The sequence below is a fragment of the Burkholderia sp. AU28863 genome (genome assembly GCF_002223195.1).
GTDB lineage: Bacteria > Pseudomonadota > Gammaproteobacteria > Burkholderiales > Burkholderiaceae > Burkholderia > Burkholderia sola.
Genome location: NZ_NKFE01000008.1, coordinates 487,447 through 499,613 on the forward strand (window position 1 = coordinate 487,447; position 12,167 = coordinate 499,613).

The 12,167-nt window shown below is 61.7% G+C and carries 10 protein-coding genes; all 10 read right to left on the reverse strand.

All coding sequences use genetic code 11. The features are described from left to right. Positions 1 to 16 precede the first annotated feature (16 nt). A complete protein-coding gene (locus CFB81_RS32035; protein WP_089437821.1) occupies positions 17 to 700 on the reverse strand; it encodes an ABC transporter ATP-binding protein in 684 nt (227 codons plus the stop codon). A gap of 20 nt (positions 701 to 720) precedes the next feature. Then, positions 721 to 2,496 (reverse strand): ATP-binding cassette domain-containing protein, encoded by a 1,776-nt coding sequence (locus tag CFB81_RS32040; protein ID WP_089437822.1) that lies wholly within the window; start codon positions 2,494 to 2,496, stop codon positions 721 to 723. Then, entirely contained in the window at positions 2,474 to 3,319 is an 846-nt protein-coding gene (locus CFB81_RS32045) for a branched-chain amino acid ABC transporter permease (RefSeq protein ID WP_089437823.1), read from the reverse strand. Before CFB81_RS32045 ends, CFB81_RS32040 begins: the two co-directional genes overlap by 23 nt. 4 nt (positions 3,320 to 3,323) lie before the next feature. After that, positions 3,324 to 4,508: a substrate-binding domain-containing protein gene (locus tag CFB81_RS32050; RefSeq protein ID WP_089437824.1), complete on the reverse strand. Its 1,185-nt coding sequence runs from the start codon at positions 4,506 to 4,508 to the stop codon at positions 3,324 to 3,326. Positions 4,509 to 4,544: 36 nt separating this feature from the next. Next, positions 4,545 to 5,966: an indoleacetamide hydrolase gene (iaaH, locus tag CFB81_RS32055; protein ID WP_089437825.1), complete on the reverse strand. Its 1,422-nt coding sequence runs from the start codon at positions 5,964 to 5,966 to the stop codon at positions 4,545 to 4,547. Between the two features lie 116 nt (positions 5,967 to 6,082). Continuing rightward, complete coding sequence (locus CFB81_RS32060) at positions 6,083 to 7,315, reverse strand: MFS transporter (protein WP_218829350.1); 1,233 nt, start codon at positions 7,313 to 7,315, stop codon at positions 6,083 to 6,085. Positions 7,316 to 7,464: 149 nt separating this feature from the next. Further along, a complete protein-coding gene (locus CFB81_RS32065; protein ID WP_089437826.1) occupies positions 7,465 to 8,517 on the reverse strand; it encodes a carbon-nitrogen hydrolase family protein in 1,053 nt (350 codons plus the stop codon). A 151-nt stretch (positions 8,518 to 8,668) separates the two neighbouring features. Continuing rightward, positions 8,669 to 9,628: a helix-turn-helix domain-containing protein gene (locus CFB81_RS32070; RefSeq protein ID WP_089437827.1), complete on the reverse strand. Its 960-nt coding sequence runs from the start codon at positions 9,626 to 9,628 to the stop codon at positions 8,669 to 8,671. A gap of 83 nt (positions 9,629 to 9,711) precedes the next feature. After that, a complete protein-coding gene (locus CFB81_RS32075) occupies positions 9,712 to 10,857 on the reverse strand; it encodes an alpha-hydroxy-acid oxidizing protein (RefSeq protein ID WP_089437828.1) in 1,146 nt (381 codons plus the stop codon). Positions 10,858 to 10,976: 119 nt separating this feature from the next. After that, on the reverse strand, positions 10,977 to 12,149 hold the full coding sequence (locus CFB81_RS32080) for a 4-hydroxybenzoate 3-monooxygenase (RefSeq protein WP_089437829.1): 1,173 nt from the start codon (positions 12,147 to 12,149) through the stop codon (positions 10,977 to 10,979). Positions 12,150 to 12,167: the final 18 nt, after the last annotated feature.

The following is a 12,167-nucleotide window of genomic DNA, read 5'->3' on the forward strand; positions in this document are numbered from 1 at the left end:
CGCCCGATACGGGAGACTAGACTGCCAACACCGCTTCGAGCCGGTCGCGAGACATATCGATCGAGTCGCCCGACAGCACGACCTCTCCATGATCCAGACCGATGAAATGGTCGGCGATCGACGTGAGAAACGTCAGATTCTGTTCGACGACCACGAACGCCGCTCCGTCCGCGATTCGAGACCGGATGACCGACGCCATCCGCTCCAGATTCTCCTGCTGAACACCTTCCGACGGCTCGTCGATCAGCGTGAGAGGCGAACGCTCTGCGATGACCCTGGCGAAGGAAAGTAACTTTTTTTCACCACCGCTCAACTTCCCGGCCGGTTGGAACAAGCGTTCCTTCAGCCGCGGGAAAATCCGGAGGAGATCGTCGTATGCGTCCAGGCTTCGGGTCTTGAATCCGAGTGTCAGGTTGTCCGCGACGCTCAAATTGTCGAAGACGACCCGCTCCTGCGGCGCATAGCTCATTCCCAAACGTCGCCGTTGATGCGACGGCACTTTGCCCACTTCGCTGCCGTTGACGGTGACCGTACCGGACGCGGGCTGGATGACGCCGGCCAAAGCGCGCATGAGCGTCGACTTGCCCACGCCGTTGCGGCCGAATACGCCCAGTACGCTACCTGCGGCCACCTCGCCGCTGATCCCCTTGAGCACCATCGTGTCGCCGTAGCCCGCGACGATCGACGAAAACCTCAGCATGGCTTCTCCCCGGCGCTCGCTCACTTTCTTCCTCCCGAGTAGACGGCCTTGACGTCTTCCGACATCTTGACCTGTGCCAAAGATCCGACCGCGAGGCTTCTGCCTTGATGCAGGACCACCACGTTGTCGGCGATCTTTTCGAGTGCGCTCATGTCGTGCTCGATCACGATGGCCGACGCGTCCAGTTCGCTTACGGTCGACGTGATCGCGTCCATCATGTGACGGGTTTCGTGCGCCGAGAGACCGGCGCACGGTTCGTCGAGCAGCATAAGACGCGGCTCGGTGATCGCCACCATCGCGAACTCCAGCATCTGGCGCATCCCTTGAGAAAGATCCCCCGCACGAACGGCCATATTCGATTCGAGAAATCCGAATTTTTCGAGTGTGCGAACGCGTTGAAGCGAATTCCAATGCAGCGGCGCCGCGGCCACCATCTCTCGAGGACGGATCCGGTTCGCCCACAGCGCGATCTGAAGATTCTCGTTGACGGACAACTGCGCAAAAACCGACGGAATCTGGAACTTGCGGCCGACGCCCAGTCGGGCGACCTGCCACGCCGGCGAGGACGAAATCTCGGCCCCGCGAAAGTGGATTTCACCGGAACGAACCGGCAAGCGGCCCGTCATTGCGTTGAACGTCGACGTCTTCCCGGCGCCGTTGGGACCAATGAAACAATTGACGCCCCCTGCTCCCACCTCGAGATCAAGCCCGTTGAGGATGTTGACGCCGCCCTGGCTGACTTCCACCTTCCTGAAACTGAGCAGCGTGGATTGAGCCGGTCGCAGGTCGATCGTCGCGATGTCGTGCGCATCGATCCGTTTCTCCGGAATGGGGCTCGCGACGCGCAGACCGGCCATGCGCGCAAGCGCGGCCGCCGCGCCGGCCAGGCCATCGGGAAATAGCCGCACCACACCGATGAAAATCAGCGCGACCAGCACTTCCCAATAGGTGAACAGGTCACGCCACGTCGCGGCGAGCAGCCCGATCACGACGGCGCCGAGTTGCGCGCCCAATGGACTGCGCTTTCCGCCGACGGCCGCCCAGATGACGAACTGCGCCGACAATGCCACGCCGACCGCCTGCGGACCGACCAGACCCTCGTGCGGCGCATACAGGGCGCCGCCCAAACCCGCGATCGCGCCCGAGAGGCCGAAAGCGGCCGCCTTCAGCTTGTGCGTCGCAAATCCAAAAAACTGGAGGCGATCTTCATTCTCCGAAATCGCTGCCCAGAGCGTCCCGATCGGTCTGCGGTTCAGCCAAGTGATCAGTGCCGTGACCCCGACCGCAGCCGCTGCGATCACGTAATACAGATTTCCATACCGGTCGGTCATCGGCAGATCGGGGATATCGGTGAGCCCGTTGAAACCGCCGGTCACGCTGCTCCATTGATTGGCCAGCAGAAACCCCAACATGCACAACGCGAGAGTAATCAACGAAAAAAACGGCCCGCTGTCGATCCGGCGCGAAAAGACGATGAATCCGATCGCATAGGCCAGCGCCGCCGGCGCCGCTATGGCAAGCGGAAGCAGAATGATCTGCCATTCGCCGCCGGCCGCGCCCGCGGAGCGCAATACAAACGCGCTGACATACGCGCCCAGCCCGAAGAACAGGCTTTGGCCGAGCGGCAAGAAACCCGAATTCCCCCAGCACAAGGCAACGCTTTGCGTCGCCATTCCATACAGCAACAGCAGCCCGATCTGGTTTGCGCTGTAGTCGCCGGCCCACAGCGGCAAGCTCAGAAGAATCGCCGCCGTGGCAACCTGGAGGGCCGTTTCAACGGCGCGAGACGAGGCCATTTGGGCGACTCCACAAGAAATAGATGGACAGGATCAGAACAGCCGTATAACCCGACGTCTGATCGATGAAACTCGACACCGCGACCTGCGTTCCGCCGATGACGAACGTGCCTACCGCGAGACCGAGCAAGCTGCCCAGGCCACCGACGACGAGCACGAAAAACGAATTGAGCAGATAGTCGAGGCCCATGTACGGCTCGACCCGCACGATCGGTGCGAGCAGCACCCCCGCCAGTCCGGCTAGCACCACACCCGTGATGAAAGTGCCGCTGGCCAGTCGCGTCGTGTTGATGCCGGCCGCCTTCGCAAGAAGGGGATTCGCGACCATGCCTCGGATCCGCGCGCCCGTCTGGCTGCGGCTGTACCATGCCGCGAGCCCGGCGAATGCGAGGCCCACCGCGAACATCATCGCGAGCCGGAATGCCGGATACGGCGTGCCCAAGACATCGATCGATGCGCCATCCACACCGGCCACGTCCTGGTAACCCTTTCCGAACAATGCGACCACGCCTTCGCGCAGCAGGATCGAAACGCCCCAGGTGGCGAGCAAGGTATCGAATGGCCGCTGGTACAAAGGACGCACCAGCAGGCGTTCGACGATCCATCCGACGGCGGCGCATACGACGATCGCCAAAGGTATGGCAAGCAAGGCAGGTAACCCGAGACGCTGCACGACGACAACCGAGTACGCGCCGAGCATGATGAACTCGCCATGCGCCATGTTCAGCACGCCCAGCAGGCCGAACACGATGGCCAGGCCTATCGTCGTGAGCGCGAGGGCCGCACACGCGTACCCGAGATTGAGAAGATAGGAAAGCAGCATGACGTTAACCCGCGCCCGCTCCGCTCGCACAGGTCTCGGCCGAGCCGAGTTGCGAGAACGTCTTGACGATGTCGTAGCGGGCGCCCGATGCCTTCGCGAGGAAGATGTCGGCCGTCACATTGCGGGACTTCATCGTCACCACGCCGCGCGGGCCTTTGTAACTGGCCCCATCGGACGCCTTCGTCAGCTCGCCGATCGACACGGCATTCGCCTTCCTGGCCATCGCGTCATACATCAGGATGCCTTCGTATGTCGACTCGCCAATGCTGCTCAATACCGCCGAAGCGCCGAACTGCTTGTGATAGCGCTCCAGAAACTGCGCGGACGTGGCGGTCGGCGTCGAGAAAAAGCCGGAAGCCGAGTAGAGGTTCCTGGCGTTGGACGCACCGATGCCGATCAACGTGTTTTCCTCGATCATCGTGCCGAAACGGATCGTCTTGTCGCTGAGACCGAAGCTCGCAAAACTTCTGTTGAACGTGACGGCCGAGCCGCCCACCAGCGTGATGAACACCGCATCTGCCTTGCTGTCCCGGATCTTGCCGAGTACCGCGTCGAAGTTGTCGACGTCGAACGGCACGTACTCTTCGCCGACCACGGTCGCGCCGGCACCCTGAATCGCCTTCTTCGCCACTTCGTTCGACTTGCGCGGCCAGATGTAGTCGTTGCCGATCAGGAACCAGCGCTTGATCTGGTGTTGGGCGGTCAGCCACGGAATGACCGGCGTCAGTTGCTGCGCGGGCGTCTCGCCGACGAAGAACGTCCCCTTCGCGCAATCGCCCCCCTCGTACATCGGCGTATAGAAGTAAGGCACCAGGCCTCGGAACAGACTTTCCAGCGCCGTGCGCACGGCACTGTCGTGCGATCCGACGAAGACCTCCGCCTTGTCGCGCTTCCAGAGGCGGAGCGCCGTCTGCGCCGACTCGGAAGGTGCTGCGCCGGCGTCGCCCACCAGCAACTCGAGCGGGCGCCCCAACACGCCCCCGCGCGCGTTGATCTCCGCGATTGCCATCGCTGCGCTGTTTTTGCAGGCTTGGCCGAAGAATGCGGCCGGCCCGCTCATCGGCGCCATCAGCGCCAACTTCAGCGGCTGATTTGCCGCGCGTACCGATGCCGGCACGAGCCCGCCAACGCCCACCGCGGCACTTGCAGCACCGAGCGCAATACTCTTCAGGACATTTCGACGATTCATTTGCTTGCCTTTCTCGTTAAGCCGTTGCCGGATGGTTCAAACGGGTGCGTCGAGACGCGGGAACGTCGCGGCACACAGGACACGCTCCATTTCCTTGCCGATCTGCAGAATTCGCTGATCCGAATGCGGAGCACCGTCCAGCGCCAATCCAACCGGGAGCCCATCCTGGGTCAGACCTGCCGGCACGGTGATGCCGGGTACCCCTGCGTTGCTGCCCGGTTCGGTATTTCGTGTGTATGCGGCAAAGACATCGAGCGCTTCGGACCCGACCACCACCGTTTCAGCGCCGATGCTGCAGGCCGGAATCAGGACTGTGGGAAACAGCAGTGCGTCTGCGTCCACTTCGCGAAGACACGCCACGTACGACGTGCGCGACTGCTCTCGCGCGAGAAGCGCTTCGGCGTATTCGGTCGCGGAAATCGCACCGCCCCCCAGGATGTGGCCGACGATTCGGGCCACATCCGGGCTCTCGATACGGGCGACGATCTCCGGGAACGTCACGGCTACGCCGCCTGCTTCCAGATAGCGCGCCACGGCGCCGGCAAATTCGAAGAAAGGGATGGTGGCGTTCTTCTTCGCACGGAAAAACGGATAACGTCGCAGATCCACGTCGACCAGTTCGAAGTCGGCTTCCTCGAGCTGCTGCAGCGCACGTTCGAGTACCGGCCGGGCATCGGGCGACAGCCCCTCCCACATCGTCGAGTACGGGACTGCCAGGCGAAAGTCACGTTCGCCGTCGATCACGGGAAGCGCTGAATCACTTCCCGACAGGATCTCGTCCAGCAGTATCACGTCGGAGACGGTGCGGGCAATCGGGCCGACCGTGTCACGCGTGGGCGATATCGGTACGACGCCCCCGGACGGATAGCGTCCATGCGTAGGACGAAAGCCGACCAGTCCGCACAGCGCCGCCGGTATCCGTACCGATCCGCCCGTGTCGGTGCCGAGCGCCGCCGGCACCGCACCGCTCGCCACCAGAACGGCAGACCCACCGCTGCTTCCGCCGGGAATTCTGGACGGGTCATACGGATTCCGGGCCGGGCCAAAACATCCGTTGTCGTTGGTGCAGCCGAAAGCGAGTTCGTGCATGTTGGCTTTGCCGGCTGCCAGCGCACCGGCCTCGATCACGCGTGCCACGACCGGCGCGTTCGCTCGCGGTACGGCGTGGCGGAGCGCTGCCGTTCCAGCGGCTGTCGGCATGCCCGCACAGTCGATGTTGTCCTTGATAGCCAACGGAATGCCGGCAAGTGGCATCCGGCCAGTTCGGGCTGCGAGCGCTTCATCGTGCGCCCGCGCTGCTTGCAACAGCGCCTCGGCGTTGAAATACACGAACCCGTTCAGCGACTCGGTTTTGGCCTGTTGATCGACCAGCGCCTGAACGTATTCCAGGCAGGAAATCTCGCGTCGATCGATCGCGCCTTTTGCGTCGACGACTGAAAGCTGCGGCAGGGTTGGCATCTACGTCTCTCGTGCATGTCGGTCTTCGTAGATTGCGCGCCGGCTTTTTTGTCGCGCATCGTCAGAAATGACGACGACGCCGTCAACCCTGCCAGCGTCGCCTCATCACCGGACGTTCAGGCCGCGTCGATGTTCGAGACGGCATGCTTCGACGTCGCCGCGGGCACCGTTTCGTCGAGAAACATCCCGACGAACGCGCTCACCAACGACACACACCCGACGATCAGCATCGGATAACCCAGGCCGAACGTGTCGGCGAGCCCGCCTGCCACCACCGGCATCAGGACCCCGCCAATGAGTTCACTGACAGCGGTTGGAACGCCCACGGCGGAGCCGGTCAGCGTCGACGGTACGGATTCGCAAGGAATCACGGCAAGAAAGAGCGGCGCGATCCCGAAGCCACAAATCCCGGCAGCAAAGAGGTTGGCGAACATCACGATCGGGGAAGCGTGACAAAGCACGAACGCCAACATCAGGAGGCCATAGCAGGTCGCGGAGACGACGAGCACGATACGGCGCCCGAGCCGATCCGATATCGCCGGAACGGCGATCATCCCGATGAACCCGCCGAAACCCCATCCGGAGATGATCAGGCCGACCGTACCGAGGCTGAGGCCCACCACTTTGGTCAGATAGAGCGCGACGAACGTCGAGAACACGAACAGGCCCGTCTGGAACAGCGATCCGATGACCGTGGTCAACCAGATGTTCTTGTATCTCAGCACGGTCAACGGGCCGCCCGATGCGGATCGGACCTGCTTGTCGCGACCGGCCCCCGTCTTGCGCATGGTCTTGCCGATCAGGAACGTCAGCAAAAGCCCCGGGATGCCGAGCACGAAAAACACCCACTCCCAGTGCATGTGCATCACGAGCTGGGTAGCGATGATCGGCCCGAGGCCGATACCCAGAAGCGGGAAAAACGACTGATGAATGCCCAGATTCAGGCCGCGCCGGCTCGGCGTCGATATTTCGTCGATGGTCGCAACGCTGGCGCTGAACACGCCACCCTCGCCCACGCCAAGGAGGCCTCGCACGAGCAGCATGCTGTGGAACGACTTGGCGACGCCGGTAAAGGAGGTCATCACCGAAAAGAAGATTGACGACCCAAGAAGGATCTTGCGACGCCCATGGCGGTCGGACAAACTCCCGAGCACCCAAGTCGAAATCGCCCAGGTCAGCGCGAGAACCGACGCGATGGCGCCGGCCTGCGTGTTGTTCAGCTTGAGCTCCGGCAGAAGAACCGGGAACAGGTACACGATGACCAGACGGTCGAGACCGACGATGCCGAACAGCACCGCAAGCAAGACGACCATCTTCCATTCGTAGCTTCTATTTTCTTTGTAGTTCATATCGACATCCTAACTATATCGTCTTGACTTGATGGTCACCGCTTCGAAGAATAGCCATCCCACCTTAATCGGCATCAAGCCCACACGGCAGCGACACGAAGTCTCCAACCGGCTCGCCATCGAATGACATGGCGAGTCCGGCGGTCCCACTACCGATCTCCGCCACTTCTCGCTGGCTCGGACGGGCAGCTGTTGTCCGATGCAGTCTGATCATCGGCAACCTCCTCCCCAGGCGCTCTGTCGAAAATCTCGGCGACAGGGGGGCGCGCTCGCCGGTCGATCAGCAACCGCAGAACGTCAGGCCGCGAGTAATGCCCCACCGGATCGAAAACGCACTTCGAAAGCGATTGCATGCCGAGATCGATATCGGCGTAGAGCAGGCCTTCCGCGGTTTCGTCGATCTTGTCGAACAGTTCCGCCCCGTCGGGCCCGTATCCGACGCTATGGCCACCGCCTGCCCGCAACAGCTGACGTTTGTCCTCGGTGTCGCAAAGGCTCTCGACCATTTCCTGGGTCACGACTGTCGAAGGCGCGAGGACGAAGCAACCTCCTTCGACGGCATACGTCCGCGAAACCGCGTTGTTCACCTGGTGGCTCAATGCGCTGGCAAATTCATAGAGCGAGAAGCTTGGCCAGGCCGCAACGTGGACCTGTTCGCCTTGCGCATACATGGCGGCCTTGGTCAAAGGCTGCACGTGTTCGGCACAACAAAGCCCGCCGAGCTTTCCCAACGGACTGTCGATTACGGTCAGGCCGCTGCCCTCCCCGTCACCGAAGACCGTCCGCTCGAGGTGGGTAGGCTTGAGTTTCTGTCGTTGCAGGAGGGTTTCTCCGTCGGGGCCGATGATCCATTGGGAGATATACAACGAATGGCCCTTGCGCTCCGAGAGTCCCATCACCACCGTGATGCGGTTTTTTCTCGCCGCGTCCCTCAGTGCATCGGCTTCCGGACTGTCGTAGCTCAGCGAGTTGTCGAAATATCGCTGAACATAGCCTTTGCTCATATACCAGGCCGGTGTACCCAGCCAGATGTAGAACGGGTAGCCCGGCAGCCACACTTCGGGGAATGCGATCAGGGCGGCGCCGGCCTGCGCCGCCTCTTCAATCAGGCGTATGGACTTTTCGATTCCGGCTTGAAGATCAAGGAACGCCGGGGCGGCTTGCACGACAGCCGCCTTATATTGGGGATGGTTGAGAGCCAAGATACTCCTCCACGACTCGCGGGACGGGACGCCCGCAACGTTGTAGAGGAAGTGTCCGGGGCCAATATGGCGGACGCTTGACTCTGACAGAACAGGATTTTTACTTATGCTGCCAGCCGGTGGGATCGCCGCGCAGCCCGCTCAGGGCGATTCAAATAGCGCTGCGGTGCTTCGCACGGTAGTCGCGCGCGGACATGCCGAAGTGACGCCGAAACGTGCGACTGAAATGCGATGCATTATTGAAACCCCATGCCATCGCAATATCGGTAATCGAGCGGTTTGCGTACGCACGTTGCCGAAGCCACTCGCCGCACCCGTTGAGTCGGGCCGTACAGATGGTCTCGCCGATCGACTCCCCGACCTCGGCGAACAGCCGGTAGAGGTAACGGCTGGACACCCCCAGTTCATCGGCGATCCGTTCGGGTCCCAGTTCCGGTTCGTGAATCCGGTCCTTGATCAACGCACGTGCCCGAAGCAGATGCATCTCTTTCACGTTGGATCTGGGCAGCGGAACCGTGTTGAAATAATCCGCCAACGCCAGCGCGACCAGGTTGGCGGACACATCGCCAAGCCTCTCGCAAGCGGTCATCGCGCCTTTGTCTGACGAAAGCACTCGGTGCAGCGACGCGATATGGTCCGCGGCGATACGGCGTATCCCGGTAGCCGCAGGAATACGCACCGCGGTGTGCTGCCGGCCGCACGGCACCAGTTTCTCCAGCGCCTGGCGGGGAAAGCGGATCGTGTAGTGTTGTCCGGAAAAATGCCAGACGAAATGGCGCGATGAGTCGAACAGCACCATGTCTGTAGGGTCGACGAACGCAGTGCGGGCATCCTGCTCGAGTGCACCTCGCCCCTCGATCTGGATCGACACGAGCAGGTAGTCGTCCGCCGTGCGCCGCACGTCGTCCCAGTCATGAGCCGCGACGTGATCGACCGCCGAGATCCGCGACACACACACTCCGCCGGTGTTCACGCTGGAAATCTCGCCACGAAATCCCTGATCGGATTTGGTGCTGAAAACCATGGGGACGCAACTGGCCCGAACCTGATCCGCCCATGCCAAAAGCCGGTCGTCGCGATGGTAATGATCCGTGGTCGTCACTTGATTCATGGCACAAGGTTCCGGCGGCAAATACGCGGGAGTGTTACCCCGAACAATTGCGCATCCAGAATCCGCCGTCAATGCGCAGTTACCTATGATGGCCGCTTCGAAATATAGCTGCGATCGAGCTCGCCCATCGAGCGACAACCGATGAGCGCGAGCGTCCGGTCAGTTTCCCGTTTGATCATGTCGATGACATCGCTCACGCCGGTTTCCCCTCTGGCAGCCAGCCCGTACAAGGTGGCGCGCCCCAGCATCACGGCGTGGGCCCCCAGCGCGACCGCCTTGACGACGTCGGTCCCCGTCCGGATGCCGCTGTCAAGAATGACCGTCGTGCCCGAGGTGCGCTCGACGATATCCGGCAACACGTCGGCCGTCGCGGGCAGGTCGGCGAGTTGCCTGCCGCCGTGGTTCGAAACGATGACGCCGTCCACGCCGAGCGCGACGCACCGCGCGGCATCGTCGGCCGTCACGATGCCTTTGACGAGGAGTTTGCCCGGCCATTCGTCCCGCAAACGGCGCAGGTCGTCCCAACTGAAGCTCGCATCCATCTGCCGGCGAAGAATCGCCGCCTGGGAGGCGGTGTCCGATGCATCGTCCGTGGCGAAATTCTTCAACTCCGGCATGCCGTTCATCAGATAGGACCAAAGCCAGCGCGGGTGCGACAGTCCGTCGACTGCCGCACGTGCACTTGCCTTGAACGGCATGGCAAAGCCATTGCGAAGATCGCGTCGGCGAAAGCCGTTCACCGCGACATCGGCAGTGAGGATCAAGGTCGAATAGCGAGCCGAACGGGCACGATTGACCAGACTCTTCGCGAGGTTGCGATGAACGACGTACAGCTGAAACCAAAGGTCTCCGTCGGCCCCTTTTGCCACCTCTTCGATGGACATGTTGGAAGCCGTCGATAGCGCAAACGGAATACCGGCCTTGCCCGCTGCGCGCGCAAGTGCGAGGTCGCCCTTCGGCCAGAACGCGCTATTGAGGCCCGTCGGCGCGATCACCAGCGGTAATGGAATCCGCCGCCCTAAAAGCGGCACCGACTGCTCTCGCGTGCTGACATCCGACAGCCGGCGCGGCAACAACTGCAACCTGTCGAACGCCGAACGGTTATGCGTCAATCCCGATTCATCGTCCGCCGCGCCTTCCAGATAGTCGAACACCATGCGCGGCAGCCGCCGTCTGGCTTCGTCACGATAGTCGCTGACGGAGAAAATTCCGGGAAATCCTGTTGTCATGATTGGAGTACTGTCAGAGTAAGTCGTAATGCAAAAAGCACGAGACGCACTGCACGCCGGTTTCGCGCGTCTCCGTCGATCGTCCGAGCCGGAAGACGACCGAGCAACGGCACCGAAAGCTAAACGACAACGCTGCCGACATAGTTTTCCGCCATGGACCTCGCCGCAGTCTCGGACGTAGTCACATGTTCGAGTTCGGCAACCTGCAACTGCTGTTCAAACGGCGAGGCATCGTCGAGGCGATGCATCATGCGGGTCATCCAGCAGGAGAAATGCTCCGCGCGCCAGATCCGCTTCAGCGCGGACTGACTGTACGCAGCGAGTTGCGCTTCATCGCCAGTCCGGTAATACGCGTCCAGTCCACCGCTCAGGATTCGTACGTCGGAGACTGCCAGGTTGAGACCTTTTGCTCCGGTGGGCGGAACGATATGAGCGGCATCACCGGCAAGAAATAGCCTGCCATGCTGCATCGTCGTTGAGACAAAGCTTCTCATGCCGACGATATTCTTCTGAAAAATCTTCCCGTCGACAACGCGCTGAGCATCGGCGGAGTCGACGCGTGCGTGCATTTCGGCCCAGATCCGATCGTCGGACCACATATCGACGGAATCTTTCGGGTCGCACTGGAAATACATACGCTGAACCGTCGGCGAACGGGTGCTGACCAATGCAAAGCCACGATCATGACGTGCATAGATCAGTTCGTCGGCGGACGGTGCACCTTCAACCAGAATGCCGAACCAGCCGAAGGGATAGACGCGCTCGAAATCGCGCCGAACGCTCTCGGGAATCGCCGAACGGGACACCCCTTGCGAACCGTCGCATCCGATCACGAAATCACAGTTCAGCGTATGCGATTGCCCTTGATGCATGAACCGTATCGACGGGGCTGACGTGTCGATGTCGTGAATCGAGACATCCGCGACACCAAACAGGATAGAGCCGCCCGCAGCAACGCGAGCCGCCACCAGATCCTTGATGACTTCGTGCTGCGCATAGACGGTGATGGCCCGCCCGGTCAACGCCTTGAGGTCGATGCGCCGCCGCTTTCCGTCGAACGCGAGTTCAAAGCCGTGATGCAACGCACCTTCCGCCTTCATTCGTTCACCGACACCGGACGCTTCAAGCAGGTCCATCGTCCCCTGCTCGAGTACACCCGCCCTGATCGTCGATTCGATCTGCTCGCGTCCGCGGGTTTCGAGCACGACGGACTCGATACCTTTCAGATGCAAAAGATGAGAGAGAAGGAGGCCGGCAGGACCGGCGCCAATAATGCCTACTTGAGTGCGCATGCTATCTCCAACTGAAGG